This window comes from Pseudomonas sp. Pme6b (genome assembly GCF_058129925.1).
The window spans coordinates 229,736-256,131 of the sequence record NZ_CM176704.1 but is presented as its reverse complement, the minus strand read 5'-3'; the positions used below and the strand labels follow the sequence as shown (position 1 = coordinate 256,131).

Annotated in this window: 27 protein-coding genes; 18 read left to right on the top strand and 9 right to left on the bottom strand. The window is 59.4% G+C overall.

The annotated features are described in order from the left end of the window. Positions 1-1,494, bottom strand: a complete 1,494-nt coding sequence (locus AC4ANE_RS01200) for an aldehyde dehydrogenase (protein ID WP_460408665.1) — start codon at positions 1,492-1,494, stop codon at positions 1-3. Positions 1,495-1,730: 236 nt separating this feature from the next. Between AC4ANE_RS01200 and AC4ANE_RS01195 the strand changes: the two genes are divergently transcribed. After that, entirely contained in the window at positions 1,731-2,099 is a 369-nt protein-coding gene (locus AC4ANE_RS01195; RefSeq protein WP_002551516.1) for a cupin domain-containing protein, read from the top strand. A gap of 81 nt (positions 2,100-2,180) precedes the next feature. Here the strand turns inward: AC4ANE_RS01195 and rpmG are convergent, their stop codons facing one another. Together rpmG and rpmB are read right to left on the bottom strand one after the other, a co-directional pair. Next, a complete protein-coding gene (gene rpmG / locus AC4ANE_RS01190) occupies positions 2,181-2,336 on the bottom strand; it encodes a 50S ribosomal protein L33 (RefSeq protein WP_002551515.1) in 156 nt (51 codons plus the stop codon). 11 nt (positions 2,337-2,347) lie between these two features. Beyond that, the gene (gene rpmB / locus AC4ANE_RS01185) at positions 2,348-2,581 is read right to left on the bottom strand and encodes a 50S ribosomal protein L28 (protein ID WP_002551514.1); all 234 of its coding nucleotides are present in this window, start codon (positions 2,579-2,581) and stop codon (positions 2,348-2,350) included. A 364-nt stretch (positions 2,582-2,945) separates the two neighbouring features. On the opposite strand from rpmB, the gene AC4ANE_RS01180 reads away from it, so the two are divergent. Further along, a complete protein-coding gene (locus AC4ANE_RS01180) occupies positions 2,946-4,532 on the top strand; it encodes an ABC transporter substrate-binding protein (RefSeq protein ID WP_031595926.1) in 1,587 nt (528 codons plus the stop codon). Positions 4,533-4,687: 155 nt separating this feature from the next. On the opposite strand, the gene radC is transcribed toward AC4ANE_RS01180, so the two are convergent. Beyond that, entirely contained in the window at positions 4,688-5,362 is a 675-nt protein-coding gene (radC, locus tag AC4ANE_RS01175) for a RadC family protein (protein WP_002551512.1), read from the bottom strand. 135 nt (positions 5,363-5,497) lie between these two features. On the opposite strand from radC, the gene coaBC reads away from it, so the two are divergent. Genes coaBC through argB form a run of 4 tightly spaced genes read left to right on the top strand, consistent with a single transcriptional unit; the run spans position 5,498 to position 10,739 of the window. After that, positions 5,498-6,706, top strand: coding sequence for a bifunctional phosphopantothenoylcysteine decarboxylase/phosphopantothenate--cysteine ligase CoaBC (coaBC, locus tag AC4ANE_RS01170; protein ID WP_002551511.1), 1,209 nt, complete (start codon positions 5,498-5,500; stop codon positions 6,704-6,706). A 6-nt stretch (positions 6,707-6,712) separates the two neighbouring features. Continuing rightward, entirely contained in the window at positions 6,713-7,168 is a 456-nt protein-coding gene (gene dut / locus AC4ANE_RS01165) for a dUTP diphosphatase (protein ID WP_002551510.1), read from the top strand. 51 nt (positions 7,169-7,219) lie between these two features. Beyond that, positions 7,220-9,805, top strand: coding sequence for a phosphomannomutase/phosphoglucomutase (locus AC4ANE_RS01160; protein WP_002551509.1), 2,586 nt, complete (start codon positions 7,220-7,222; stop codon positions 9,803-9,805). 28 nt (positions 9,806-9,833) lie between these two features. Next, positions 9,834-10,739, top strand: a complete 906-nt coding sequence (gene argB / locus AC4ANE_RS01155) for an acetylglutamate kinase (RefSeq protein WP_002551508.1) — start codon at positions 9,834-9,836, stop codon at positions 10,737-10,739. A 312-nt stretch (positions 10,740-11,051) separates the two neighbouring features. Here argB and AC4ANE_RS01150 read toward each other — a convergent pair whose 3' ends face one another. Together AC4ANE_RS01150 and pyrE are read right to left on the bottom strand one after the other, a co-directional pair. Then, positions 11,052-11,684, bottom strand: a complete 633-nt coding sequence (locus AC4ANE_RS01150) for a hypothetical protein (RefSeq protein ID WP_044423868.1) — start codon at positions 11,682-11,684, stop codon at positions 11,052-11,054. A 10-nt stretch (positions 11,685-11,694) separates the two neighbouring features. Beyond that, positions 11,695-12,336, bottom strand: a complete 642-nt coding sequence (gene pyrE / locus AC4ANE_RS01145; protein ID WP_002551506.1) for an orotate phosphoribosyltransferase — start codon at positions 12,334-12,336, stop codon at positions 11,695-11,697. Positions 12,337-12,418: 82 nt separating this feature from the next. Between pyrE and crc the strand changes: the two genes are divergently transcribed. Further along, a complete protein-coding gene (gene crc, locus AC4ANE_RS01140; protein ID WP_002551505.1) occupies positions 12,419-13,198 on the top strand; it encodes a catabolite repression control protein Crc in 780 nt (259 codons plus the stop codon). A gap of 69 nt (positions 13,199-13,267) precedes the next feature. Here the strand turns inward: crc and AC4ANE_RS01135 are convergent, their stop codons facing one another. Both AC4ANE_RS01135 and rph read right to left on the bottom strand, forming a co-directional pair. Further along, positions 13,268-13,636: a DUF4870 domain-containing protein gene (locus AC4ANE_RS01135; RefSeq protein WP_031595921.1), complete on the bottom strand. Its 369-nt coding sequence runs from the start codon at positions 13,634-13,636 to the stop codon at positions 13,268-13,270. 20 nt (positions 13,637-13,656) lie between these two features. Then, entirely contained in the window at positions 13,657-14,379 is a 723-nt protein-coding gene (gene rph, locus AC4ANE_RS01130) for a ribonuclease PH (protein ID WP_002551503.1), read from the bottom strand. Between the two features lie 310 nt (positions 14,380-14,689). Here rph and AC4ANE_RS01125 point away from each other — a divergent pair, with 310 nt between their 5' ends. The 6 genes from AC4ANE_RS01125 to AC4ANE_RS01100 all read left to right on the top strand — a co-directional run bounded on the left by AC4ANE_RS01125 (position 14,690) and on the right by AC4ANE_RS01100 (position 19,984). Continuing rightward, the gene (locus AC4ANE_RS01125) at positions 14,690-15,553 is read left to right on the top strand and encodes a YicC/YloC family endoribonuclease (RefSeq protein WP_002551502.1); all 864 of its coding nucleotides are present in this window, start codon (positions 14,690-14,692) and stop codon (positions 15,551-15,553) included. Between the two features lie 13 nt (positions 15,554-15,566). After that, positions 15,567-16,211, top strand: coding sequence for a guanylate kinase (gmk, locus tag AC4ANE_RS01120; RefSeq protein WP_002551501.1), 645 nt, complete (start codon positions 15,567-15,569; stop codon positions 16,209-16,211). 147 nt (positions 16,212-16,358) lie between these two features. Further along, positions 16,359-16,622 (top strand): DNA-directed RNA polymerase subunit omega, encoded by a 264-nt coding sequence (gene rpoZ / locus AC4ANE_RS01115; protein ID WP_002551500.1) that lies wholly within the window; start codon positions 16,359-16,361, stop codon positions 16,620-16,622. Positions 16,623-16,682: 60 nt separating this feature from the next. Then, a complete protein-coding gene (gene spoT / locus AC4ANE_RS01110) occupies positions 16,683-18,788 on the top strand; it encodes a bifunctional GTP diphosphokinase/guanosine-3',5'-bis pyrophosphate 3'-pyrophosphohydrolase (protein ID WP_002551499.1) in 2,106 nt (701 codons plus the stop codon). A 23-nt stretch (positions 18,789-18,811) separates the two neighbouring features. After that, the gene (locus AC4ANE_RS01105) at positions 18,812-19,192 is read left to right on the top strand and encodes a RidA family protein (protein WP_031595916.1); all 381 of its coding nucleotides are present in this window, start codon (positions 18,812-18,814) and stop codon (positions 19,190-19,192) included. A 54-nt stretch (positions 19,193-19,246) separates the two neighbouring features. Beyond that, positions 19,247-19,984, top strand: a complete 738-nt coding sequence (locus AC4ANE_RS01100; protein ID WP_002551498.1) for a hypothetical protein — start codon at positions 19,247-19,249, stop codon at positions 19,982-19,984. A gap of 51 nt (positions 19,985-20,035) precedes the next feature. On the opposite strand, the gene AC4ANE_RS01095 is transcribed toward AC4ANE_RS01100, so the two are convergent. Next, positions 20,036-20,884 carry an SDR family oxidoreductase gene (locus tag AC4ANE_RS01095; RefSeq protein ID WP_002551497.1) on the bottom strand — a complete coding sequence of 283 codons (849 nt, stop codon included), beginning with the start codon at positions 20,882-20,884 and terminating at the stop codon, positions 20,036-20,038. 209 nt (positions 20,885-21,093) lie between these two features. On the opposite strand from AC4ANE_RS01095, the gene exbB reads away from it, so the two are divergent. The 5 genes from exbB to recG all read left to right on the top strand — a co-directional run bounded on the left by exbB (position 21,094) and on the right by recG (position 26,322). Next, positions 21,094-22,047, top strand: coding sequence for a tonB-system energizer ExbB (gene exbB / locus AC4ANE_RS01090; protein WP_002551496.1), 954 nt, complete (start codon positions 21,094-21,096; stop codon positions 22,045-22,047). A 3-nt stretch (positions 22,048-22,050) separates the two neighbouring features. Continuing rightward, positions 22,051-22,476, top strand: coding sequence for a TonB system transport protein ExbD (gene exbD, locus AC4ANE_RS01085; protein WP_002551495.1), 426 nt, complete (start codon positions 22,051-22,053; stop codon positions 22,474-22,476). After that, positions 22,473-23,219, top strand: coding sequence for an energy transducer TonB (locus tag AC4ANE_RS01080; RefSeq protein ID WP_002551494.1), 747 nt, complete (start codon positions 22,473-22,475; stop codon positions 23,217-23,219). The genes exbD and AC4ANE_RS01080 overlap by 4 nt, the downstream gene beginning before the upstream one ends. 92 nt (positions 23,220-23,311) lie before the next feature. Then, entirely contained in the window at positions 23,312-24,235 is a 924-nt protein-coding gene (locus AC4ANE_RS01075) for a hydrogen peroxide-inducible genes activator (RefSeq protein ID WP_002551493.1), read from the top strand. An 11-nt stretch (positions 24,236-24,246) separates the two neighbouring features. After that, positions 24,247-26,322: an ATP-dependent DNA helicase RecG gene (gene recG / locus AC4ANE_RS01070; protein WP_002551492.1), complete on the top strand. Its 2,076-nt coding sequence runs from the start codon at positions 24,247-24,249 to the stop codon at positions 26,320-26,322. Positions 26,323-26,396: the final 74 nt, after the last annotated feature.

Here is a 26,396-nt window from a genome sequence, read left to right as displayed (position 1 = left end):
TTACAGCTTGATCCAGGTGGATTTCAGCTCGGTGTATTTGTCGAAGGCATGCAGCGATTTATCACGACCGTTGCCTGACTGCTTGAAGCCACCGAACGGGGCAGTCATATCGCCGCCGTCGTACTGATTGACCCATACGCTGCCCGTGCGCAGTGCCTTGGCGGTCAGGTGTGCTCTGGAGATATTGGCGGTCCACACGGCAGCAGCCAGGCCATAAGGCGTGTCGTTGGCTATCTGTATCGCTTCTTCGTCGCTGTCGAACGTCAGCACTGAAAGTACCGGGCCGAAGATCTCCTCTTGGGCGATCTTCATGGCGTTGTTCACGCCGTCGAAAATGGTCGGTTCGACGTAAGTGCCGCCGGTTTCCTGCAGAATGCGCTTACCGCCCGCAACCAGTCTGGCACCCTCGGTGTGACCGGCTTCGATGTAAGACAGCACTGTGTTCATCTGCTGGGTGTCGACCAGCGCGCCCACATTGGTCGCAGGGTCCAGCGGATTGCCGGGCTTCCAGGTGGCCAATGCCTCAAGCACCATCGGCAGGAAGCGTTCCTTGATAGAGCGCTCGACCAGCAGCCGAGAACCGGCAGTGCAGACTTCGCCCTGATTGAAAGCAATTGCGCTGGCAGCTGCGTCGGCGGCGGCCTGCAAATCCGGCGCGTCGGCAAAGACGATATTCGGGCTTTTGCCACCGGCTTCCAGCCAGACGCGTTTCATGTTCGACTCGCCTGCGTAAATCATCAGTTGTCTGGCGATTTTGCTCGAACCGGTAAACACCACGGTATCCACGTCCATATGCAGCGCCAGCGCCTTGCCGACGGTATGACCGTAACCCGGCAATACGTTGAGCACGCCCGCAGGAATGCCTGCCTCGATGGCCAACTGCGCAATACGAATGGCGGTCAGCGGAGACTTCTCCGACGGCTTCAGGATCACGGAATTGCCGGTGGACAGTGCAGGACCAAGCTTCCAGCAAGCCATCATCAACGGGAAGTTCCACGGCACGATGGCGGCGACGACACCGACCGGCTCGCGAGTCACCAGGCCCAATTGGTCATGAGGCGTTGCGGCGACCTCGTCATACAGCTTGTCGATGGCCTCACCGCTCCAGCTCAGGGCTCTGGCAGCACCAGGAATGTCGACGCCGAACGAGTCGCCAATCGGCTTGCCCATGTCCAGGGTTTCAAGCAAAGCCAGCTCTTCGGCATTTTGCTTGAGCAGCCCGGCGAAACGGATCATGGTTTCCTTGCGTTTGGCCGGAGCCAGTCGCGACCAGGCACCTGAGTTGAAGGCGCTGCGCGCACTGTCGACAGCGCGTTGCGCGTCAGCGGTGTCGCAACTGGCGACCTTGGCAAGCATCCGGCCATCGACCGGGCTGATGCAATCAAACGTCTCGCCGGAGGAGGCTGCGGTGTATTCACCTTGAATGAAGGCACGGCCTTCGATCTTCAAATGCTGGGCGCGTTGCTCCCAGTCAGCACGAGTCAGGGTGGTCATTTGCATGTCCTCCTCTTGTTGAATGTGGGTGTGTCATGGTTGATTAAAGACACAATCTGAAATTTTTCAGGAAGGCCGTTACCCTAAACCAGCGGCCCGACAAAACCAATATATTTGACATAAATAGCCGCCAAGGCGCTTTTTTGTTGATTTTATTAAACAGCTCCGCGCGCGCGGGGCACTAACGCACAGCACGCACGTCAAACCCTCAACGCATTCAGGACAAGGGGCCCATCATGAGCATCGAAAGCATCGTCGACTTCAGTGAAGCCAGCACCGCCGCCGAGCACTATCGCCCTGCACCGGAAAAGGTCTTTAAGGGCGATCCGGCACAAACCCTCTACAACCACTACAACAGCCCCTGCGGACAGATGAGCGCGGGGGTCTGGAATGGCGAGCCCGGGCAGTGGCAGGTGAGTTACTCGGAGCATGAGTATTGCGAGATTGTGCAGGGTGTTTCAGTCCTGCGCGACGAGCAGGGCAACGCGAAAACCCTGCGCGCAGGCGACCGTTTCGTGATTCCGGCCGGCTTCAAGGGCACTTGGGAGGTGCTGGAAACATGCCGCAAGATTTATGTGGTGTTTGAAGCCGCTGCGGATAAATAAGTACTGCCCTTGCAGCTATGCCAGGAGCGCAGACACAAAAAAACCCGCCGAGGCGGGTTTTTTTGTAGCCGACAGAATCAATTACTTGATTTTGCCTTCTTTGTAGATCACGTGCTTGCGTACAACCGGATCGAATTTTTTGATTTCGATTTTATCCGGGGTAGTACGTTTGTTCTTGTCGGTGGTGTAGAAATGGCCTGTACCAGCGCTCGACACCAAACGGATCAATTCACGCATGATTCTCTCCCTTAAATTTTGCCGTCGCGACGCAGTTCAGCGAGCACAACTTCAATGCCACGCTTGTCGATGATACGCATGCCTTTAGCAGATACGCGCAGACGAACAAAACGCTTCTCGCCTTCAACCCAGAAGCGGTGATGCTGCAGATTTGGCAGGAAACGACGACGGGTTTTGTTGTTTGCGTGGGAAATGTTATTCCCAGTCACCGGACCCTTACCGGTAACTTGACATACTCTCGACATGCCTCAGCCCTCTAAAACCACATGCCCAACCCGGCATGGGTTGGCCGCTTAATCTCTCAGTCATTTGGCGCCAGGCGCCGCGTTTCTTTAAGGGTCTTACCGGCTACACCTACAGTGAAGGAACCGGGCCCCTAGAAAAGAGCGCTGCTTTATACCAGAAACCCTTGGACGCAACAACAGGCAAAGCACTTTGACCCGAATGAATCCGCTCTGCGCGGCGGTATGCTCAAGCAATGCGGGGGCACAGGCAAATCGACCGCTCGTCGCACCGTAACGATTGTTCTACGCCAGTACATGGTCTAGGGTTAGTCCCTCACCAGACTGCGCCGGCAGATGGGGCCCTTTCTGAACAGGAAATAACGCCATGCGCCTAGCTGCACTCCCTTTTTTGCTTGTTCCGTTGCTGCTTCCGATTGCCGCCCAGGCATCGAACCTTGTGGTCTGCACCGAAGCCAGTCCCGAAGGCTTCGACGTTGTGCAGTACAACTCCCTGACCACCACCAACGCATCGGCCGACGTGCTGATGAACCGTCTGGTGGACTTCGATGCCCAGAGCGGCAAGCTGGTGCCGAGTCTGGCAGAAAGCTGGACCGTGTCCAAAGACGGCCTGACTTACGACTTCAAGCTGCGCGCCGGAGTGAAATTCCACACCACTGACTATTTCAAGCCGACTCGCGAGCTAAATGCGGATGACGTGCTGTTCAGCTTCCAGCGCATGCTCGACCCGCAGAACCCGTGGCACAAGATCGCCCAGAGCGGTTTTCCGCATGCGCAATCCATGCAGTTGCCCGCGCTGATCAAGAGTATCGAAGCGCCCAATGCACACACCGTGCGCTTTACGCTCAACCATGCGGACTCGACCTTCCTGGCCACGCTGAGCATGGGTTTCGCCTCGATCTATTCAGCCGAATATACCGCGCAGCTGTTGAAGGCGGGCACGCCGGAAAAACTCAACAGCCAGCCGATCGGCACCGGGCCGTTCGTGTTCAAGCGCTTCCAGAAAGACGCCGCGGTGCGCTATGAGGCGTTCGACGATTACTTCGCCGGCAAGTCTGATATCGACACGCTGGTGTATGCCATCACGCCGGACGCCAATGTGCGCCTGCAGAAAATCCGTCAGGACGAATGCCAGATAGCGCTCTCGCACAAGCCTCTGGATATTCAGGCAGCCAGCAAGGACGACTCGCTCAAGGTCGAGAAGACTGAAGCGTTCATGACCGCGTTTGTCGCGATCAACAGCCAGCACCCGCCGTTCGACAAGCCGGAAGTTCGCCAGGCCATCAACCTGGCGTTCGACAAGGACAATTACCTGAAAGCCGTGTTCGAAGGCACCGCTGAAAAAGCCAATGGCCCTTATCCGCCCAACACCTGGAGCTACGCCAAAGACCTGCCCGGCTATCAGCACGATGTCGCCAAGGCCAAGACTTTACTGGCCAAAGCCGGTCTGAAGGATGGTTTCAAGACCACTATCTGGACCCGGCCTTCCGGCAGCCTGCTTAACCCCAACCCAAGCCTGGGCGCTCAATTGTTGCAGGCTGACTTGAAGCAGGTCGGCATTGATGCCGAGATCAAGATCATTGAGTGGGGCGAACTGATTCGCCGCGCCAAGGCTGGCGAGCATGACCTGCTGTTCATGGGCTGGGCGGGCGACAATGGCGACCCGGATAACTTCCTGACCCCGCAGTTCTCGTGTGCAGCCGTGCAGTCGGGCACCAATTTCGCCCGTTATTGCGACAAGACGCTGGACAAGCTCATCACCGATGGTAAGTCCGTCAGCGATCAGGGCGAACGCAGCAAGCTGTACCATCAGGCGCAGCAGCAGGTCCAACAGCAGGCACTGTGGATACCCCTCGCCCACCCGACCGCAGCAGCCTTGGTACGCAAGGACGTCACGGGTTATCAGGTCAGCCCGTTTGGCAGGCAGGATTTCTACAAGGTGCAGGTCAAGTAAGTCGTCAGACCTAGGCCTGTCTGCGTAACTGGCGTGCCAATGCCCTGCATTGGCACGCCCCACCTCAAGACCGGACGCAGAGCGTCCAGAACGGCATTACCACGCAGAGCGCGGGAACGATAAGCCGAATCCCGCCCTATCGCTCCGCGTGAGCGCTACATCAACCCGCGCTCAACCATCGACAGTGGCTCGCCGTCGCCCACGATCACGTGGTCCAGCACATGAACATCCACCAGCATCAGTGCTTCCTTGAGGCGCTTGGTCAGGTCAATGTCGGAACGGCTGGGCGTGGTGATGCCGGAAGGATGGTTGTGGCAGAGGATCAGGCTGGCGGCGTTGTGAGCCATCGCTCGTTTCACCACCTGGCGCGGATGCACATAGGAGGCGTTGATCGTCCCGCGAAACAGTATCTCGAAGGTCATGACCCGGTGCTTGTTGTCCAGAAACAGGCAGGCGAAAACTTCATGCTGTTCATGTCTGAGCTGAGCCTTCAGGTAGTTGCGCACCTGAGTGGGGTTTTCCAGCGCTGAGTCACGGCGCAAGGACTCGGCCATGTGCCGGCGCGCCATCTCCATGACAGCCTGCAACTGAGCAAATTTGGCAGGCCCCAGCCCGAGTTGGGAGGTAAACGTGGACAGGTCAGCATCCAGTAATGATCTGAGCCCGTCGAATTGATTCAGAAGATGACGGGCAAGGTCTACGGCGCTTTTTCCGGCCACCCCGGTGCGTAAAAAGATAGCCAGCAACTCGGCGTCGGAAAGGCTCCCCGCCCCCAACTCCAACAAGCGTTCCCGCGGGCGTTCGGCCGCGGGCCAACTGCGAATACTCATAGCACCTCCATGTGATTGGGCACCGCTGTTGCGGTGCAGTCGCTGTGCTATCTTAGCCCATCTTTTTTGCGCGACGGCCTGGCCTGGGGAGGCGTCATGGACGTCGCGTATTCACTCGACCAAAAAGGCAGGTCTATGCAGCGGCTGTATCGAAAACGCATCGTTCTTGGCGTCGGCGGCGGCATCGCGGCCTACAAGAGCGCCGAGCTGGTCCGCCGCCTGCGCGATCAGGGCGCAGAAGTGCGTGTCGTCATGACCAAAGGCGGAGCAGAGTTCATTACGCCGCTGACCATGCAGGCCCTGTCCGGGCACCCTGTGCACCTGGACCTTCTCGACCCGGCCGCAGAGGCCGCGATGGGCCATATCGAACTGGCCAAATGGGCCGACCTGATCCTGATCGCTCCGGCCACCGCCGACCTGATCGCGCGCCTGGCGCAAGGCATCGCCAACGACTTGCTGACCACCATCGTGCTGGCAACCGATGCCACCGTCGCCATCGCACCGGCGATGAATCAGGCAATGTGGCGTGACGCCTCAGTGCAAGCCAATACCAGGCAGCTTGAAGAGCGTGACTTTCGTGTGTTTGGGCCAGCGTCCGGCAGTCAGGCCTGCGGCGATGTCGGCTTCGGTCGCATGCTGGAGGCCGACGATCTGGCCCAGTGCGCAGCGGACTGTTTCCAGCGCCTGAGCCTGACCGGCAAGCATGTGCTGATCACCGCTGGCCCGACCCAGGAAAACATCGATCCGGTGCGCTACATCACCAACCACAGCTCCGGAAAAATGGGCTTTGCCCTGGCCGAAGCGGCTGTGGAAGCCGGTGCGCGCGTCACGCTGATCACCGGGCCAGTCAATCTGCCGACGCCGGATCGCGTCTCGCGCATCGATGTGGTCAGTGCCCGCGACATGCTGGCGGCGTGCGAGGCTGCCATCCCCTGTGACCTGTTCATCGCCTCGGCAGCGGTGGCTGACTACCGTCCGGAAGTTGTCGCCCCGCACAAATTGAAGAAAGATCCTTCAAACGGTGACGGCTTGCTGCTGCAGATGGTCCGCAATCCGGATATTCTGGCGACCATCGCAACCCGCCCGGATCGCCCTTTCAGCGTCGGTTTCGCCGCCGAGACCGAACACCTGCTCGACTACGCTGCCCGCAAGCTCAAGGACAAGAACCTCGACCTGATTGTCGCCAACGATGTCGCCAACCCGAGCATCGGCTTCAACAGCGAGGAAAACGCCTGCAGCGTGATTGACCGAGGGTTGCACGCAACACTTTTCGCCCAGACCAGCAAGGCCAAGATCGCTCGCCAGCTGGTCACTTTTATCGCCGACCGCATGAATCAGGTTTAACTACGAATGCACGCTCTACAAGCCAAGATCCTCGACACTCGCATTGGCAACGAATTTCCACTCCCGGCCTACGCCACTGTTGGCTCGGCAGGCCTGGACCTGCGTGCCATGCTCAAGGAGGATACCGTCCTCGAGCCCGGCCAGACCCTGCTGATCCCTACCGGCCTGTCGATTTACATCGGCGATCCGGGCCTGGCCGCGTTGATCCTGCCGCGCTCCGGCCTGGGTCACAAACATGGCATCGTGCTGGGTAACCTGGTGGGTCTGATCGACTCCGATTATCAGGGAGAATTGATGGTGTCGTGCTGGAACCGTGGCCAGACTGCATTCAACATCGCGGTGGGCGAGCGTATTGCGCAACTGGTGTTGGTGCCTGTGGTGCAGGCGCATTTCGAGCTGGTTGAAGCGTTCGACGAAAGTCAGCGTGGCGCTGGCGGCTTCGGTCATTCCGGCAGTCATTGATCGCCATTCGGCACATAATCCGGGTTCGGGACAAGACTCAGGGAGAGGTCGGTGAAAGGTAGTCAGCACAGCGCTTCACAGCACGCCATACACGCCGATAACTCGCCTCCGGCTGCGAGCCTCAAAGGACTCGCGCCTGGCCTGGTGCCTGCCGCCATCGGCCTGCTGATTGCTGCGGCACTGGTCTGGACAGCTCTGGCCACCGGTCCGCAGCAACAGGACCAGCTTGTTCAGGCCTGGGGCGGCAGTCAGGCAGCAGCGGTGGGTCTGGCGCTGCATCAGATCAACGCGGACACCCAGTCGGCGGCCTCCGGCGCAGCACTTGTGCAGACGCTTCAGAGCAATGACGCCGCTGCCCTGCTGGCCGCTCAGGAGCGATTTACCCGTTGGGACGGCCTTGCAGGCGCTCGGCTGTACTCCAAGGGGCTGGCCGATGTGGACACGCAAGGCGCACTGCCCGTCAGTTTCGCCACCCTGGACATGCTAAACAAGGCCGCACAAGGTGAGACGGTCGCCCCGGAAGCGCGCAAGGTCGGCGAGCGCTGGTTGATCTACAGCGCAGCACCGGTGCGTGCCACTGCCACTCAGCCGGTGATGGGTACGCTGCTGCTGGCCTTTGACCTGCAGCGCTTGCTCAATGCCTTGCCGACGCTGCCTGCCGATGCCGGGCAAGTGGTGCTCAGCCAGCAATTCGGCAGCGGGCCCGCTCAGGTTTTCCTGCAGCGCGGTCAGGCCGTTGACGGCAAAGCACAGGCCTTCGATACCGGTTATACAGGCTGGAAACTCGAGTTCACGCCCGGTCCCGGGCTGAAAACCTCTCCATCCGTGATGCTTCTGCTGCTGGCATTGATTATCGCTGCAGCGGGCGTGCTGCTTGGCTTGCACCGTAATGAACGGGCCCTGCAGAAGCGTATTTGCGCCGACGCACGGCAACTGGATCAGTTGCTCCAAGAACTCTCACGCGGAAAAGCCGTCAAACCCTTCGGTTTGAGCCTCCCGGCCCTTAGTGGTCTGGCTCAGGCCCTTGCTCGTGTCTCGCTTCGTAGTCAGCCTCAGGCAGTGCCTGTCCTGGCGGCGGGCGAGCAGCGCGATGCAGATATTGCCAAAGGCAGTGCTTCGTCCACCGTGGCTGCATCACGCACCGACTGGACCGATCCGCTGTTTCAAGATACCGATATCCTTGATATCGACCTTCTCGACGAAAACCAGGACTTCCTGAGATCGGAGCATAACCTCGCTATGAACAGCCCAGCATCCGTGGCACCCAACCTTCCCGAGACTATTTTCCGTGCCTACGACATTCGTGGCGTGGTCGGGGACACCCTCAACGCTGAAACGGCTTACTGGATCGGCCGCGCCATTGGCTCTGAAAGCCTGGCGCAGAACGAACCCAACGTCAGCGTTGGCCGCGACGGTCGCCTTTCAGGCCCTGAACTGGTAGAGCAACTGATTCAAGGTCTGCACGACAGCGGCTGCCACGTCAGCGATGTGGGCCTGGTGCCAACGCCTGCGCTGTATTACGCAGCCAACGTGCTGGCCGGCAAGACCGGCGTCATGCTGACCGGCAGCCACAACCCCAAGGACTACAACGGCTTCAAGATCGTCATCGCCGGCGACACCCTCGCCAACGAGCAGATCCAGGCGCTGCACGAGCGTATCAAGACCAACAACCTGACTTCGCAGAAAGGCAGCATCACCAAAGTCGACATCCTCGATCGCTACTTCAAGCAGATCAAGGACGACATCGTCATGGCGCGCAAGCTGAAGGTCGTGGTCGACTGCGGCAACGGCGCGGCAGGCGTGATCGCGCCGCAGCTGATCGAAGCGCTGGGTTGTGAAGTGATCTCGCTGTTCGCGGAAGTGGACGGCAACTTCCCCAATCACCACCCGGACCCGGGCAAGCTGGAAAACCTGCAGGATCTAATCGCCAAGGTCAAGGAAACCGGTGCCGATCTGGGCCTGGCATTCGACGGTGACGGCGACCGTGTCGGTGTCGTGACCAACAAGGGTAATGTGGTTTACCCGGATCGCCTGTTGATGCTGTTCGCGCTGGACGTGCTCAAGCGCAACCCGGGTGCCGACATCATTTTCGACGTCAAATGCACACGTCGCCTGACTCCGCTGATCAGCGAACATGGCGGTCGTCCGGTGATGTGGAAAACCGGCCACTCGCTGATCAAGAAAGAAATGAAAAAGAGTGGCGCGCTGCTCGCAGGTGAAATGAGTGGCCACATCTTCTTCAAGGAACGCTGGTTCGGTTTCGACGACGGTATCTACAGCGCGGCACGTCTGCTGGAGATCCTCAGCCAGGAGTCGGCCAATGCCGAAGACCTGTTCGAAACCTTCCCGAACGATATTTCGACGCCTGAAATCAACATCAAGGTGACGGATGTCACCAAGTTCAGCATCATCAAGGCCCTTGAAACCGACGCGCAGTGGGGCGACGCCAAACTGACCACCATCGACGGTGTCCGCGTGGACTATCCGAAGGGTTGGGGTCTGGTTCGTGCGTCCAATACCACGCCGGTACTGGTGCTGCGTTTCGAGGCCGAAACCGAGGCTGAGTTGCAGCGCATCAAGGACGTGTTCCACGCTGAGCTGAAAAAAGTTGCACCGGATCTCGACCTGCCATTTTGATTGTTTTTCCTTTTGACTGGAGCCCTGAATGACCCTCGAACGTGATGCCGCCTCTAATGTAGCCAAGGTCCTTTCCGAAGCGCTGCCTTACATTCGCCGCTTTGTCGGCAAGACGCTGGTTATCAAGTACGGCGGCAACGCCATGGAGAGCGAAGAGCTGAAAACCGGCTTTGCGCGCGACATCGTGTTGATGAAGGCGGTGGGCATCAACCCGGTGGTGGTTCACGGCGGCGGGCCGCAGATCGGTGATCTGCTCAAGCGCCTGTCCATCGAGAGCCACTTCATCGATGGCATGCGCGTGACCGATGCGCAGACTATGGATGTGGTGGAGATGGTGCTGGGTGGCCAGGTCAACAAGGACATAGTCAACCTGATCAACCGGCATGGCGGCAGCGCGATCGGCCTGACCGGCAAGGACGCTGAGCTGATTCGTGCGAAGAAACTCACCGTCACGCGCCAGACGCCGGAAATGACCAAGCCCGAAATCATCGACATCGGTCAGGTCGGTGAAGTGGTCGGGGTCAACACCGGGCTGCTCAACATGCTGGTCAAAGGGGATTTCATTCCGGTCATCGCGCCTATCGGCGTGGGCCCGGACGGCGAGTCGTACAACATCAACGCCGACCTGGTCGCAGGCAAGGTTGCCGAGGCCCTCAAGGCCGAGAAGCTGATTCTGCTGACCAACATCGCCGGCCTGATGAACAAGCAGGGCGAAGTCCTGACTGGGCTGACCACCGAACAGGTCGACGGCCTGATCGCCGACGGCACGATCTACGGCGGCATGCTGCCGAAGATCCGTTGCGCGTTGGAAGCGGTTCAGGGTGGGGTCAATAGCTCGCACATCATCGATGGACGAGTGCCCAATGCGGTCCTGCTGGAAATCTTCACCGACAGCGGTGTAGGTACTCAGATCACCAACCGCAAGCGGCACTGATTCAGGCGTAACACCCAAAGGCCCCGTGAGCTGACGCTGACGGGGCCTTTTTGTTGGTTGATGATGATCGCTGATTATCGTTCCCACGCTCCAGCGTGGTAACGCCGCTCTGGACGCTCTGCGTCCTGTCCTGAATGTGTGGCGCGGCGCAGATTTGTGACGCAGAGCGTCACGACAGGCATTCCCACGCTGGAGCGTGAGGAACGATAGGTGTCTGGCTTCGACCCCTTTCGCGAACAAGTTCGCTCCTACGGCCTTCGGCCAGAATCAAAAACAGGCGTGGGCATGCGCTTCTGGACGCTCTGCGTCCTGTCATTGAGTCAGCCGCTGTACGCGCAGGCGATCTTCGGCGAAATCTGCTTCAGCCTTTACCCGTGCGGCCTGATACCCGGCGATATCGGTTTGCAGCTTCTGCTGCTGATCGCGCAAGTCATTCAACTGATCGACCAGCCCCTGCTGAACAGGACGCCCCGCACGCTCCAGGTTGGCTGCCTGACCTTGCAGATTGCGCTGCTGAGCCGCCAGCCCCTGAATGTTGCCCTGAGCAACGCCAATCAGCGCATCCAGCTCGGCCAGTTTGCGGGCCTTGACGCGGTCCACCTCATCGACACTGCTGTAAAGGCTTAACAGCTGTGCATCCGCAGCGGCCTGGCGCTTGTCTGCTTCGGACTGACGAATCTGCTCGGCAGTCGGCGCAGGCGGTACGACCTGAACCACCCGACCACGACTGTTGAGCACTTCATAGCCTTTGGCAACGTAGTCGGGCGGCACGCCTTGCGTGTCGATCACCGTCACCCCGCGGCTGTCGACGTAGCGATAAAGCCGTGGCTCAGGTGCGTCGGCCGCTTGGGCGAGCATGGGCGCAAGCATGACCACAGCCAGCAAGGCCCGAAAACCGCTCAGCGCGCCTGAAACCGATCGCCAAGACCTGCCGCCGACTGCCATAGGCACGTCCTCAGATTCCGAATTGCGCGCGATAGGCTTCGACAGCAGGCAGATGCTGCTTGAGTTGCGGATCGTCGGCCAGGAACTCGAGCACCTGATTCAGCGACACGATACTCACCACCGGAATCCCGAAGTCACGCTCGACTTCCTGAATCGCCGACAGTTCGCCATTGCCACGCTCCTGACGATTGAGCGCGATCAGCACGCCCGCAGCTGTCGCGTCCTGGTCCTTGATGATCTGCATGACCTCACGGATCGCAGTGCCCGCAGTGATCACGTCGTCGATGATCAGCACGTTACCGGTCAGCGGGGACCCCACCAGACTGCCGCCTTCGCCGTGCGCCTTGGCTTCCTTGCGGTTGAAACACCACGGCAGATCACGGTCATGATGCTCGGCCAGCGCCACAGCAGTGGCCGATGCGAGCGGAATGCCCTTGTAGGCCGGACCGAAAAGAACGTCGAAGGCAATACCGCTTTCAACCACGGCTGCCGCGTAGAAACGCCCCAGCTGTGCCAGTGCGGAACCGGTGTTGAACAGCCCCGCATTGAAGAAGTACGGACTGGTGCGCCCGGACTTGAGAGTGAACTCACCGAAGCGCAGAACACCGCGATCGATGGCAAAACGAATAAAATCGCGTTGATACGCTTGCATGAAAAAAGCTCCGAATACCACGGATTTAGCTAATTAGGTAGAGCTCGGGTATCATACACGCACGTGATTTTTGGGGCCATTTATGCGGATCATCAGTGTGAACGTAAATGGCATTCAGGCTGCGGTCGAGCGTGGTTTGCTCAGCTGGCTGCAAGCTCAGAATGCCGACGTCATCTGCTTACAGGACACCCGCGCCTCCACCTTTGAACTGGATGATCCAGCCTTTCAGCTGGACGGTTACTTCCTCTATGCCTGCGAAGCCGAGGTTCCCGCTCAGGGTGGTGTGGCGCTGTATTCGCGGTTGCAGCCGAAGGCGGTAATCAGCGGCCTCGGCTTCGAGACAGCCGACCGCTACGGGCGCTACCTGCAAGCAGATTTCGACAAGGTCAGTATCGCTACCCTGCTCTTTCCGTCAGGGATGAATGGCGATGAAGACCTGAATCAGAAATTCAAGCTCATGGACGATTTCGGCAAGTACATGGACAAGCAACGCCGCAAGCGTCGCGAATACATCTATTGCGGATCGCTCTATGTCGCGCAGCAGAAGCTCGACATCAAAAACTGGCGTGACAGCCAGCAGTCTCCTGGCTTCCTGGCGCCTGAACGCGCCTGGATGGACGAGATTGTCGGCACCATGGGCTATGTCGATGCCCTGCGTGAAGTCAGCCGCGAAGGTGATCAGTACAGCTGGTGGCCGGATAACGAACAGGCCGAGATGCTGAATCTGGGCTGGCGCTTCGATTATCAGATACTGACCCCAGGCCTGCGCCGCTTCGTGCGCAGCGCCCGTCTGCCACGCCAGCCGCGCTTCTCGCAACACGCGCCGCTGATCGTGGATTACGACTGGACCCTGACTATCTGATAGCCAGGCGAACAGCGCACACGAAAAAGCCGACTTCAAGTCGGCTTTTTGCGTTGCTCGCGCTATGCATTATTTCAACAGGCGCCAGGTGAAGGGGTAACGATATTCCAGTCCGCTGTTTGCCTTCACCCCGGCGATAACCGTAAGTATGAAAGCACCGAGGCACACCAGCATGAACAGTGCGATGCCGATTACCACGAACATCAGCATTATGCATATCAGGCCTGCAATCGCGGCAGTGATCTGAAAGTTCAGCGCTTCTTTGCCCTGCGAATCAATGAACGGGTCTGTCTCCCTCTTCATTTGCCAGAGAATCAATGGCGCAAGGAGATTGCCGAAGGGGAAGACCAGTCCAATGAGAGCGGATAAATGACAGAACATCGCCCACTGACGGGCTTCCCGGCTGGGTTTGTACAAGGGCTGCGGACTGTCATTCATCATCAAACGCTCCTTATTTATCAATCGGCCAGTGCGGCACGCTGCAGTTCAAACAACTCGGTAATGCCCTTCTGTGCCAGCGCCAGCATCGCGTTCAGCTCTTCAGGCTGGAATGGCGCGCCTTCGGCAGTGCCCTGTACTTCAATGAAGCCGCCTGCACTGGTCATGACCACGTTCAGGTCGGTTTCCGCAGCGGAATCTTCCAGGTAATCGAGGTCAAGCACCGGCTCGCCCTGATACATGCCGACCGAAACGGCTGCGATCATCTGCTTGAGCGGGTCACCGCCCTTCAGGCCGCCACGCTTCTTGATCACTTTCAAGGCGTCTGCCAGAGCAACCATTGCGCCGGTGATGGACGCGGTGCGAGTGCCACCGTCCGCTTGAATGACATCGCAATCGACGTACAGGGTCACGTCGCCCAGCTTGGACATGTCCAGCGCAGCGCGCAGCGAACGACCGATCAGGCGCTGGATTTCGAGTGTACGACCACCCTGCTTGCCGCGACTGGCTTCACGCTGGTTACGCTCGCCGGTAGCGCGCGGCAGCATGCCGTACTCGGCAGTCAGCCAACCCTGGCCCTGTCCCTTGAGGAAGCGTGGTACGCCGTTTTCGACGCTGACGGTGCAAATCACCTTGGTATCACCAAACTCGACCAGTACAGAACCCTCGGCGTGTTTGGTGTAGTTGCGGGTGATGCGGATCGAGCGGAGCTGATCGGCGGCGCGACCACTTGGACGTTTCATCTGGGATACCTGTACTGAGACGGAAAACTGCTGGGCATTATAGAGGCCACAGCTGCTGCTGGGCATCTCTAAAAGCCGCCAATGCCGATTTGCTACGAACAGAAGGCTCTGGATCAATACTTTCGACGCTCTGGCGTGATCGCAAGGAATGCCTTGTGTCACTTGTAACGCTGCCGGATTGGGAGCCTGCGCCGCACTGCGCTACAATCCTGCGCCTCTGCAGCCAGTCGGCTTTCACGACACCCATGAGCGCCGATCCTGTGCACTCATGGGTTGAATCACGCTCCTGAATCGATAAGAGGTACTTCCCATGGTGCACAGCATGACTGCCTTTGCCCGCGTAGAGCGAGCCGGTGCCCAAGGCACACTGAGCTGGGAACTGCGCTCGGTCAATCACCGCTATCTGGAGCCGCACCTGCGCCTGCCGGAGTCGTTCCGTGATCTGGAAGGTGCGATTCGCGAAGCGCTACGTCAGGGGCTTTCGCGTGGCAAGGTCGAATGCACATTGCGTTTTGTCGAGGAAACCGCTGGCAAACCGCTGCAAGTGGATCTTGAGCGTGCAGGCCAGTTGATCGCCGCAGCCGAATCGGTTGCCGGCCTGATCAAACAGCCTGCCGCGCTGAACCCCCTTGAAGTTCTGGCATGGCCCGGCGTACTGGTGGCTGATGCCAGCGATCCGCAGGTGTTGAACACCGAAGCACTGAAGCTGTTCAATGATGCGCTGACTGAATTGAAGAGCGGGCGCGGGCGCGAAGGTGCAGACCTGGCCAGATTGCTTGATGACCGACTCTCTTCCATCGTCGAGGAGGTTGCTACCCTGCGCACCCTGGTGCCGCAGATGCTGGCAACTCAGCGCCAGAAAGTACTGGATCGCTTTGCCGACATGAAAGCCGAACTGGATCCGCAGCGTCTGGAGCAGGAAATGGTTCTGTTGGCACAGAAAAGCGATGTTGCCGAAGAACTGGACCGCCTCAGCACACACGTCACCGAGGTCCGTCGCGTGCTCAAGGCTGGCGGTCAGGCAGGCCGGCGCCTTGATTTCCTGATGCAAGAGCTTAACCGCGAAGCGAATACACTGGGCTCCAAGGCCTTTGACCCACGCAGCACGCAGGCTGCCGTCAACCTTAAAGTGTTGATCGAGCAGATGCGCGAGCAAGTGCAGAATATTGAGTAAGGCTGAACCTGACATGACCCATATCACTGGCACCCTGTATATCATTTCCGCCCCGTCCGGCGCGGGCAAGACCAGCCTGGTCAAGGCCCTGATGGACGCCCAGCAAGAGCCTCAGCACGGCGCGCAGGCGAAGATCCGCGTCTCGGTCTCGCACACCACCCGGGCCATGCGCCCCGGCGAAGTGAACGGCGTGAACTACAACTTCGTCGATCGTGCCGAGTTCGTGCGCATGATCGAGCACGGCGACTTTCTTGAGCAGGCCGAAGTCTTCGGCAATCTGTACGGCACCTCGCAGAGCCACCTGCAGCAGACCCTTGACGAAGGCCACGACCTGATTCTGGAAATCGACTGGCAGGGTGCCCGGCAGGTTCGCGCGCAAATGCCGCAGGCCCGGTCGATCTTCATTCTGCCGCCTACCCAGCAGGCATTGCGTCAGCGCCTGACCAATCGCGGCCAGGACAGTGACGAGATCATTGAAGCGCGGATGCGTGAAGCGGTCAGCGAAATGAGCCACTACAACGAGTATGAATACGTTGTGGTCAATGACGATTTTGCCGGTGCGCTGGAAGACCTCAAGGCGATATTCCGCGCCAATCGCCTGACCCAGCAGCATCAGCAAGAGCAATACAGCGAGCTTTTTCAGGAATTGCTGGCTTGATCGAGTCGTTTCCAGACATCAGGCAACAGGTTAAAAGCATGCCGTTGGTGGCTTGCCGCTTGATGCCTGGTGCTGTCCGCTTGTAAACTATCGAGTCCGCTCGCCCATCCGGGCATCGCGCATCCGCATTTGCTACGAGGAATACCCATGGCCCGCGTAACCGTTGAAGACTGCCTAGAACACGTGGATAACCGCTTTGAGCTGGTCATGCTCTCTACCAAGCGTGCCCGTCAACTGGCAACCGGCGGCAAAGAACCAAAGCTGGCCTGGGAAAACGACAAGCCTACCGTTATGGCACTGCGTGAAATCGCGGCTGGCCTGATGGATTACGCTGTAATCGCAGAAGCCGAAATCGTTGAAGATGAACCATTGTTCGCAGCGTTCGAGGACGAGTCCAACGAGGCCGTCTAAGCCTATGCCAGGTCGACGTAGTACGGCGCAGGGTAAAAGCCATTGGCAAGGGGTAGCGCCTTGCCGAGCATAGACGCCCTCGCCGAAAGACTGTCGGCCTACCTCGGCAAGGACCAGGTCAACCTGGTTCGCCGAGCGTATTACTATGCCGAACAAGCCCACGATGGCCAGCGCCGTCGCAGTGGTGAAGCCTACGTTACGCACCCTCTTGCGGTAGCGAACATTCTTGCCGACATGCACATGGACCATCAGAGCCTGATGGCTGCGATGCTGCATGACGTCATCGAAGACACCGGCATTGCCAAGGAAGCGCTCAGCGCCCAATTTGGCGAAACCGTCGCCGAACTGGTCGACGGGGTCAGCAAACTGACCCAGATGAATTTCGAGACCAAGGCCGAAGCCCAGGCAGAAAACTTCCAGAAAATGGCCATGGCCATGGCGCGCGACATTCGCGTGATCCTGGTCAAGCTCGCCGATCGCCTGCACAACATGCGCACGCTGGAAGTGCTGTCGGGCGAAAAGCGTCGGCGCATCGCCAAGGAAACCCTCGAAATCTATGCACCCATCGCCAATCGACTGGGTATGCACAGTGTGCGCATCGAATTCGAGGACCTGGGTTTCAAGGCGATGTACCCGATGCGCTCCTCGCGCATCAACCAGGCGGTCAAGCGCGCCAGGGGCAATCGCAAGGAACTGGTCAACAAGATCGAAGAGTCCCTCAGTCATTGCCTGGCCGTTGACGGCATCGAAGGCGACGTGAGCGGGCGGCAAAAGCATCTTTATGGCATCTACAAGAAGATGCGCGGCAAGCGTCGCGCCTTCAACGAGATCATGGATGTCTACGCATTCCGCATCATCGTCGACAAGGTCGATACCTGTTATCGCGTACTGGGCGCTGTACATAATTTGTACAAGCCGCTGCCCGGCCGCTTCAAGGACTACATCGCGATCCCCAAGGCCAACGGCTACCAGTCCCTGCATACGACCTTGTTCGGTATGCATGGCGTACCGATCGAAATCCAGATTCGCACCCGCGAAATGGAAGAGATGGCCAACAACGGCATCGCTGCACACTGGCTGTACAAATCCAGCGACGACGAGCAGCCAAAAGGCACTCATGCCCGTGCCCGGCAGTGGGTCAAGGGTGTGCTGGAAATGCAGCAGCGTGCGGGCAACTCTCTGGAGTTCATTGAAAGCGTCAAGATCGACCTGTTCCCGGACGAGGTTTACGTTTTCACGCCCAAAGGCCGGATCATGGAGCTGCCCAAAGGCTCCACGGCGGTGGATTTCGCCTATGCGGTACACACCGACGTCGGCAACAGCTGCATTGCTTGCCGGATCAACCGCCGGCTGGCGCCGCTGTCCGAACCGCTGCAAAGCGGCTCGACCGTCGAGATTGTCAGTGCGCCCGGCGCACGTCCGAACCCGGCATGGCTGAACTTCGTCGTGACCGGCAAGGCGCGTACGCATATTCGCCACGCGCTCAAGCTGCAACGCCGCTCCGAGTCGATCAACCTCGGCGAGCGCCTGCTGAACAAGGTGCTCAACGGCTTCGAATGCAGTCTCGACAAGATCACTCAGGAACGCATTCAGCTGGTGCTCAACGAGTACCGGGTCGAAGTGCTGGAAGACCTGCTCGAAGACATCGGGCTGGGCAATCGCATGGCCTATGTCGTCGCTCGCCGCCTGCTGGGCGAGGGCGAGCAGTTGCCAAGCCCTGAAGGTCCGCTGGCGATTCGTGGCACCGAAGGCCTGGTGCTCAGCTACGCCAAGTGCTGCACACCGATCCCGGGCGACCCGATTGTCGGCCACCTGTCTGCAGGCAAGGGCATGGTTGTGCACCTGGACAACTGCCGCAACATCAGCGAAATCCGTCACAACCCGGAAAAATGCATTCAGTTGTCCTGGGCCAAGGATGTCACCGGCGAATTCAACGTCGAATTGCGTGTCGAACTCGAGCATCAGCGCGGCCTGATCGCTCTGCTGGCCAGCAGCGTCAACGCGGCCGACGGCAATATCGAAAAAATCAGTATGGACGAACGCGATGGTCGCATCAGCGTGGTCCAACTGGTGGTCAGCGTGCACGACCGTGTGCATCTGGCTCGTGTAATCAAGAAACTGCGCGCCCTGACCGGTGTCACACGCATCACCCGGATGCGCGCGTAGGCCATCCATCATCAGGAGTTCTCATGACCAAGACTGTCATCACCAGCGATAAAGCCCCTGCGGCCATCGGCCCTTACTCACAGGCCATCAAAGCTGGCAATACCGTCTACATGTCTGGACAGATCCCGCTGGACCCGAACAGCATGGAACTGGTTGAAGGCATCGAAGCCCAGATCACTCAGGTTTTCGAAAACCTCAAGTCGGTTGCCGAAGCGGCGGGCGGATCGTTCAAGGACATCGTCAAATTGAACATCTTTCTGACCGACCTGGGCCACTTCGCCAAGGTCAACGAGCTCATGAGCACCTATTTCACTCAGCCTTATCCGGCCCGTGCGGCCATCGGCGTTGCGGCATTGCCGCGTGGCGCCCAGGTTGAAATGGACGCGATTCTCGTCATCGAATAATCCCCCGACGGAGCGTGCCTTGCGCTCCGTTCTCCCTGAAGGAAGGAATCCGTTATGCGCTCCGCGCTCGCCATCTCGCTGCTCGCCGTCATTCTGGGCGGCTGCGCCAGCCACGCCGACCGCAATCCGGACGGCACCTGGATCAACCAGACCGCCATCGACGCCGCCGTCAAACAAGGCAACCTGCGTCAGGCACTGCTCGCCAACGGCCCCAATCTGGAGTGGAAAATAAACTCCAAAGCCAATCAGGCCATTTACTCCAACGGTTTCGAGCTGGGTGAAGGCAAGATCGTCAGCGCTGCTGAAGGCAAGCTGCACATCGACTTCTACGGCAACTTCTTCGAAGACCTGAGCGTAAAGGGTGATGAACTGGTTCAAGCGGCCAGCGAGTCAGGCCCTGAACAGCACTTCCAGAAGCCGGAAAACCCGGCTCCGGAAGGCGCTCAGCCTGGCACAAGCTTCGAGAAAGCCTTGTATAGCGCCTACATGGGCGGCAAATGGACTGTAGTGGAAGGCGATGGCCAAGGCAGCACCGTGCAATTCATGCCTGACGGCAGTGTGCAGGGGCTTCCCGAAAACGATCGCTACGCACTATGCCTGGCGGGCGATTGCGCAGCCATGAGCGGCGAATACGACAGCATGTGGCTGGAGAAATCCGAAAAAGGCAACCCGTGGATCTTTGCTCGCAAAGGCAAGCAACTGGAGATATTCCAGGCTATGAACAATGCCGGTGCTGACCAGATGCCCGAGCTGCGTCCAGGCCCACGTCGCTGGTTGCTCGAACAGCAATAAGCGACTCACGCTTCAGGAGCGCCCTTCAAGGCGCTCCTGACGGCGACTTGTTTACCCCAGCAATGCCGCATAGCCAGCCCGATAATCCGGGTACACCGGCACCCATCCCAGTGCGCGCGCCCTGGCATTGCTGCAACGCTTGCTGCCCACGCGCTGCACGCTGACCTCTTCCGACCATTCGGTCACCCCCAGATACTCACGTATCCACGCCACCACATCGGCAAGCGCAGCCGGATCGTCGTCAACGCCTAGATAGCAATTCTCCAGTGCCACACCTCGTTGATCCGCCTGAAGCAGATGCTCCAGCAAACTGGCGGCATCGTCCGCATGAATGCGATTGGCGTAGACCGGAGGATCAATTCTGACACTGTGCCCCTGACGCACGCGGTTCGACAGATCACTGCGTCCGGGCCCGTAGATACCGGTCAGCCTCACCGCCGTGGCTGGCAGTCCGCTGTTCAGCGCTAGCTGCTCGGCTTCCAGCATCACAGTGCCGGTGTAGTTGGCCGGTTCGGTGACGGAGTCTTCATCAACCCACTCCCCGTTCTGCTGACCGTAGACACCGCTGCTTGAGACGAAGATCAACCGCTTTGGACGCTGCCCGGTCTGCTCAAGCCAGCTCAATACATTGCGCAGCCCCTCGACATAAGCCATCCGGTAACCCGCTTCGTCACGCTGCGAAGGCGTTGCGCAATACACCACATAGTCCAGTGCCGCAGTGGGCCACAGGGCAGGCTTGCAGGTATCGAACAAATCGCCCGCCACACCGTGAACACCGGCAGGCAGCTCGGAAACAGTACGCCGCAGCCCATGCACGGTCCAGCCGTGAGGCAGCAGGCGGGTCGCAAGTCGCGAACCAATGTCACCGCAGCCGGCGATTAGAAGCGAAGGGGCAGTCATTCGGTATCTCCATAACAGGTGGTGTCAGCGCCGTACAAAATGATCATCGGCAGGCGAAAATTCGGGCGAATATGTAAAAAAGATACTGTATTACTTTTGTTAACAAGAACGATTTGCAATAATGGCAGCCCATTTGTTCCCTGTGAGCGTCGAGAGCACTGAACGACGCACTGGAACCATCCCCTATTTTTCTCTCAGGTCCGGCCAGCATGACACGCATTCAATCAATCGCTTCGCCTACCGGGATGCCTCGCCTGCCTCGTGCATGGCGCGGTGTCGCAGCCCTCGTCTTGAGCCTGATGTTCGTACCCATGGCCCTTGCAGATCAATCGGCACCGACTGCGGCCCCTGCAACCTCTGCCGCACCGGCGGCGACAGCTCCTGTCGCGCCTGATGCAGCCCCCCCCGTGCAGGCTCTGGAGCCTGCAGCCGAAGACAACAGCCTGGGCATGGCACATGACCTGTCGCCATGGGGCATGTACCAGAACGCCGACGTCGTGGTCAAAGCGGTCATGATCGGTCTGGCCATCGCATCGATCATTACGTGGACCATCTGGATCTCCAAGGGTTTCGAACTGCTGGGTGCCAAGCGCCGGTTGCGTGGTGAAATCGTCAACCTGAAAAAAGCCCGCTCCCTGAACGAAGCGAGCTCGACCGCCAGCAAGGAAGGCACCCTCGCCCACCTGCTGGTGCATGACGCTCTTGAAGAGATGCGCCTGTCGGCCAACAGCCGTGAGCGCGAAGGGATCAAGGAGCGTGTCAGCTTCCGCCTCGAGCGCCTGGTCGCAGCCTGCGGCCGCAACATGAGCATGGGCACCGGCGTACTGGCGACCATCGGCTCTACCGCACCGTTCGTGGGTTTGTTCGGTACGGTATGGGGCATCATGAACAGCTTCATCGGCATCGCCAAGACCCAGACCACCAACCTCGCTGTCGTGGCACCGGGTATCGCCGAGGCCCTGCTGGCCACGGCACTGGGTCTGGTTGCCGCAATTCCTGCGGTAGTGATCTACAACGTGTTCGCCCGCTCCATCGCCGGTTACAAGGCTCAGGTTTCTGATGCTTCGGCCCAGGTTCTGCTGCTGGTCAGCCGCGACCTGGATCATCTGCCAGAACCGACCGAGCGCAATCAACAACAACCGCACATGGTCAAGGTGGGCTAACACGTGGGCCTGCATCTTAACGAAGGCGGCGATGATCTCGCCGAGAACCATGAAATCAACGTGACGCCGTTCATCGACGTCATGCTGGTGTTGCTGATCATCTTCATGGTGGCTGCACCGTTGGCGACCGTGGACATCAAGGTCGACCTGCCGGCATCCACTGCCACGCCACAGCCCAGGCCCGAGAAGCCGATCTTCCTCAGCGTCAAGACCGACAAGAGCCTGTATCTGGGTGAAGAGAAGGTTGCCCGCGAGCAGATCGGTCAGGTGCTGGACGCCCGGACCAAGGGCAAGAAGGACACCACGATCTTCTTCCAGGCCGACAAGGGCGTGGATTACGGCGATCTGATGGAAGTCATGAACACGCTTAGGGGTGCGGGTTACCTCAAGGTTGGTCTGGTGGGTCTTGAGACGGCTGGTAAGAAATGATCAGTACGCGCCAAAAACTGACGCGCTATAGCGGTAGTCTGTTGTTGGTGCTGGCCGTGCACGCTATCGCGATCATCATCGCCGTTCGCTGGCCCGCCTCTCAGGCGATCGAGCTACCGCCAGCGGCCATGATGGTCGAGCTTGCGCCTCTGCCTGAGCCCGCACCGCCGCCACCACCAAAAGTCGTTCAGCCACCTCTGCCGCCAGCCCCTGAAGAACCAGAGCCTATGCCGGAAGTCGCGCAAGCGCCGAAGCCGGAAATCGTGGTGACCAAAAAGGTTGAAAAGCCCAAGCCAAAACCGCAGCCGCCAAAGCCGCAGAAGAAGCCTGAGCCGCCTCAGGAAAAACCTGCTGACGAAAAACCGGTCGACACGCCGCCTACGACTGCCAAACCGGAAAAAGCAGCTGCTCCGAAGCCCGCTCCTGCGCCTGCGCCGCCCAGCAATGCGCTGCCAAGCTGGCAGGGTGACCTGTTAAGTCATCTGGGCAAGTACAAGAAGTATCCCGAGGATGCGCGTCGTCGTGGCATGCAGGGTGTTGCACGCCTGCGCTTCGTTGTCGATGCTGACGGCAACGTGCTGTCTTACTCGATTGCCAACAGTTCAGGCAGCCCGGCGCTGGATCGAGCGACCATGGAAATGATCCGTCGCGCTCAGCCGCTGCCCAAACCGCCCAAGGAAATCCTCAACAACGGCACCATTGAAATCCTCGCACCGTTCGTTTATTCACTGGATAAACGCTGAATTGTACTTTTGTTACTTGTGAGTGCTTCTGATAACGTGCGTCTATCGATCGCACCCGCTATGCTGGGGTCGCAACTTCATGGACGCACGTTATGACTCTTACAGAATTACGCTACATCGTCACGCTTGCCCAGGAGCAGCACTTTGGCCATGCGGCTGAGCGCTGCCACGTCAGCCAGCCAACGCTGTCGGTGGGCGTCAAGAAACTAGAAGACGAACTCGGTGTGCTCATTTTCGAGCGCAGCAAGAGCGCCGTGCGCCTGACACCGGTCGGTGAAGGCATCGTTGCGCAAGCGCAGAAAGTGCTGGAGCAGGCTCAAGGTATTCGTGAGCTGGCCCAGGCAGGCAAGAATCAGCTGACCGCGCCGCTGAAAGTCGGCGCTATTTATACCGTCGGCCCTTACCTGTTCCCTCACCTGATTCCACAACTGCACCGGGTTGCGCCGCAGATGCCGTTGTACATCGAAGAAAACTTTACGCATGTGCTGCGCGACAAGCTGCGCAACGGTGAGCTGGATGCCGTCATCATTGCCTTGCCGTTCAACGAAGCCGACGTGCTGACCCTGCCACTTTACGACGAGCCGTTCTCCGTCCTGATGCCGGCCGATCACCCATGGACTCAGAAAGAGACCATCGACGCCTCGGCACTCAACGACAAGAGTCTGTTACTGCTGGGCGAAGGTCACTGCTTCCGTGATCAGGTTCTGGAAGCCTGCCCTACCCTGGGCAAAGGCAATGAAGGCGCCAAGCACACGACAGTAGAATCCAGCTCGCTGGAAACCATTCGGCACATGGTCGCTTCCGGGCTGGGTATTTCGATCCTGCCGCTTTCGGCCGTTGACAGCCACCACTACGCGCCTGGCGTGATCGAAGTCCGCCCGCTGACGCCGCCTGTGCCTTTCCGCACAGTCGCCATCGCCTGGCGCGCAAGCTTCCCGAGACCCAAAGCCATCGAAATTCTCGCTGACTCTGCTCGCCTGTGCTCGGTGGCACGTCCGAAAACAGTCGCAAGTTAGGCAGAAAAGAAATGAGCGAGCTTTCCAGGGTCTCGGTCACGGCGCTCAAGGGCGTCGGTGAAGCGATGGCAGAAAAGCTGGCCAGGGTCGGGCTGGAAACCCTGCAGGACGTGCTGTTCCATCTGCCGTTGCGTTACCAGGACCGGACCCGCGTCGTACCGATTGGCGCATTGCGCCCTGGCCAGGATGCCGTGATCGAAGGCGTGGTCAGCGGCGCCGATGTGGTAATGGGCAAGCGCCGCAGCTTGCTGGTACGGCTTGGCGACGGCACAGGTGTCGTCAGCCTGCGCTTCTACCACTTCAGCAACGCGCAGAAAGAAAGCATGAAGCGTGGCACGCACCTGCGCTGCTTCGGCGAAGCGCGTCCCGGTGCTTCCGGCCTGGAAATCTATCACCCGGAATATCGGGCGATCACCGGTGATGAGCCCGCGCCCGTCGAACAGACCCTCACGCCGATCTATCCCACGACTGAAGGCCTTACCCAGCAGCGCCTGCGTCAGCTGTGTCAGCAAAGCCTGGCGATGCTCGGCCCCAAAAGCCTGCCGGACTGGCTGCCGGATGAGCTGGCCCGCGACTATCAGCTGGCCCCTCTGGATGATGCGATCCGCTATCTGCATCACCCGCCCGCCGATGCCGATGTGGAGGAGCTGGCCCTCGGGCATCACTGGGCGCAGCACCGGCTGGCTTTCGAAGAATTGCTTACCCACCAGCTTTCCCAGCAGCGCCTGCGCGAAAGTCTGCGCTCACAGCGCGCACCGGCGTTGCCTGTTGCGAAAAAACTGCCGAAACAATTTCTCGCCAACCTCGGCTTCGCGCCCACGGGTGCCCAGCAGCGGGTCGGCAAGGAAGTTGCCTACGACCTGAGCCAGCCTGAGCCGATGCTGCGGTTGATCCAGGGTGACGTTGGTTCGGGCAAGACCGTGGTCGCCGCTCTGGCTGCCTTGCAAGCGCTGGAAGCAGGTTATCAAGTGGCGCTGATGGCCCCCACCGAGATTCTCGCCGAGCAGCACTACATCAACTTCCAGCGCTGGTTAGAGCCGCTGGGCGTTGGCGTGGCCTGGCTGGCGGGCAAGCTCAAGGGCAAGGCGCGCGCGACGTCCCTGGAGCAGATCGCCAGTGGCACCCCTATGGTAGTGGGCACCCATGCGCTGTTTCAGGACGAAGTGCAGTTCAAGAACCTCGCGCTGGTGATCATCGACGAGCAGCACCGGTTCGGTGTTCAGCAACGTTTGGCGCTGCGTAAAAAGGGCGTCGGCGGCCTGATGTGTCCGCATCAATTGATCATGACCGCCACACCGATTCCACGCACGCTGGCGATGAGCGCCTACGCCGATCTGGACACGTCGATTCTGGACGAACTGCCGCCCGGAAGGACACCGGTCAATACCGTGCTGGTTGCCGACAGCCGCCGCCTGGAAGTCGTGGAGCGTGTGCGCGCAGCTTGCGCCGAAGGTCGCCAGGCCTATTGGGTGTGCACGCTGATCGTAGAATCCGAAGAGCTGACCTGCAAAGCGGCTGAAACCACCTACGAAGAACTGAGCAGTGCCCTGGGTGAGGTTCGCGTCGGGTTGATACACGGGCGCATGAAGCCCGCAGAAAAGGCCGCGATCATGGCCGAATTCAAGCAGGGTGCGCTGCAATTGCTGGTGGCAACTACAGTGATCGAAGTTGGGGTCGACGTGCCGAACTCCAGCCTGATGATCATCGAAAACCCCGAGCGCCTCGGTCTGGCTCAATTGCACCAGTTGCGCGGGCGCGTCGGTCGCGGCAGTGCGGTCAGCCATTGTGTGCTGCTCTACCACCCGCCGCTTTCACAGATCGGACGGCAGCGGCTGGGCATCATGCGCGAAACCAACGACGGCTTTGTCATCGCCGAAAAGGACCTTGAACTGCGTGGTCCCGGTGAAATGCTGGGAACCCGACAAACGGGCCTTCTGCAATTCAAGGTCGCCGACCTTATGCGTGACGCAGACCTGCTACCGGCCGTACGCGACGCGGCTCAGGCCATGTTGGAGCGCTGGCCCCAACATGTCAGCCCACTGCTCGACAGATGGCTGCGTCATGGCCAGCAGTATGGCCAGGTGTGATGCAGGCTACGCTTTGAACACCACGTGCGACCGAAAACGAATAACGTGGTTATACTTCAAAAAATGTAGGAATT

Bases quoted from the DNA above. Each gene is read 5' to 3' on its own strand.
- AC4ANE_RS01200 (WP_460408665.1), bottom strand. From the start codon at position 1,494: ATGACCACCCTGACTCGTGCTGACTGGGAGCAACGCGCCCAGCATTTG.
- AC4ANE_RS01195 (WP_002551516.1), top strand. From the start codon at position 1,731: ATGAGCATCGAAAGCATCGTCGACTTCAGTGAAGCCAGCACCGCCGCC.
- rpmG (WP_002551515.1), bottom strand. From the start codon at position 2,336: ATGCGTGAATTGATCCGTTTGGTGTCGAGCGCTGGTACAGGCCATTTC.
- rpmB (WP_002551514.1), bottom strand. From the start codon at position 2,581: ATGTCGAGAGTATGTCAAGTTACCGGTAAGGGTCCGGTGACTGGGAAT.
- AC4ANE_RS01180 (WP_031595926.1), top strand. From the start codon at position 2,946: ATGCGCCTAGCTGCACTCCCTTTTTTGCTTGTTCCGTTGCTGCTTCCG.
- radC (WP_002551512.1), bottom strand. From the start codon at position 5,362: ATGAGTATTCGCAGTTGGCCCGCGGCCGAACGCCCGCGGGAACGCTTG.
- coaBC (WP_002551511.1), top strand. From the start codon at position 5,498: ATGCAGCGGCTGTATCGAAAACGCATCGTTCTTGGCGTCGGCGGCGGC.
- dut (WP_002551510.1), top strand. From the start codon at position 6,713: ATGCACGCTCTACAAGCCAAGATCCTCGACACTCGCATTGGCAACGAA.
- argB (WP_002551508.1), top strand. From the start codon at position 9,834: ATGACCCTCGAACGTGATGCCGCCTCTAATGTAGCCAAGGTCCTTTCC.
- AC4ANE_RS01150 (WP_044423868.1), bottom strand. From the start codon at position 11,684: ATGGCAGTCGGCGGCAGGTCTTGGCGATCGGTTTCAGGCGCGCTGAGC.
- pyrE (WP_002551506.1), bottom strand. From the start codon at position 12,336: ATGCAAGCGTATCAACGCGATTTTATTCGTTTTGCCATCGATCGCGGT.
- crc (WP_002551505.1), top strand. From the start codon at position 12,419: ATGCGGATCATCAGTGTGAACGTAAATGGCATTCAGGCTGCGGTCGAG.
- AC4ANE_RS01135 (WP_031595921.1), bottom strand. From the start codon at position 13,636: ATGAATGACAGTCCGCAGCCCTTGTACAAACCCAGCCGGGAAGCCCGT.
- rph (WP_002551503.1), bottom strand. From the start codon at position 14,379: ATGAAACGTCCAAGTGGTCGCGCCGCCGATCAGCTCCGCTCGATCCGC.
- AC4ANE_RS01125 (WP_002551502.1), top strand. From the start codon at position 14,690: ATGGTGCACAGCATGACTGCCTTTGCCCGCGTAGAGCGAGCCGGTGCC.
- gmk (WP_002551501.1), top strand. From the start codon at position 15,567: ATGACCCATATCACTGGCACCCTGTATATCATTTCCGCCCCGTCCGGC.
- rpoZ (WP_002551500.1), top strand. From the start codon at position 16,359: ATGGCCCGCGTAACCGTTGAAGACTGCCTAGAACACGTGGATAACCGC.
- AC4ANE_RS01105 (WP_031595916.1), top strand. From the start codon at position 18,812: ATGACCAAGACTGTCATCACCAGCGATAAAGCCCCTGCGGCCATCGGC.
- AC4ANE_RS01100 (WP_002551498.1), top strand. From the start codon at position 19,247: ATGCGCTCCGCGCTCGCCATCTCGCTGCTCGCCGTCATTCTGGGCGGC.
- AC4ANE_RS01095 (WP_002551497.1), bottom strand. From the start codon at position 20,884: ATGACTGCCCCTTCGCTTCTAATCGCCGGCTGCGGTGACATTGGTTCG.
- exbB (WP_002551496.1), top strand. From the start codon at position 21,094: ATGACACGCATTCAATCAATCGCTTCGCCTACCGGGATGCCTCGCCTG.
- AC4ANE_RS01080 (WP_002551494.1), top strand. From the start codon at position 22,473: ATGATCAGTACGCGCCAAAAACTGACGCGCTATAGCGGTAGTCTGTTG.
- AC4ANE_RS01075 (WP_002551493.1), top strand. From the start codon at position 23,312: ATGACTCTTACAGAATTACGCTACATCGTCACGCTTGCCCAGGAGCAG.
- recG (WP_002551492.1), top strand. From the start codon at position 24,247: ATGAGCGAGCTTTCCAGGGTCTCGGTCACGGCGCTCAAGGGCGTCGGT.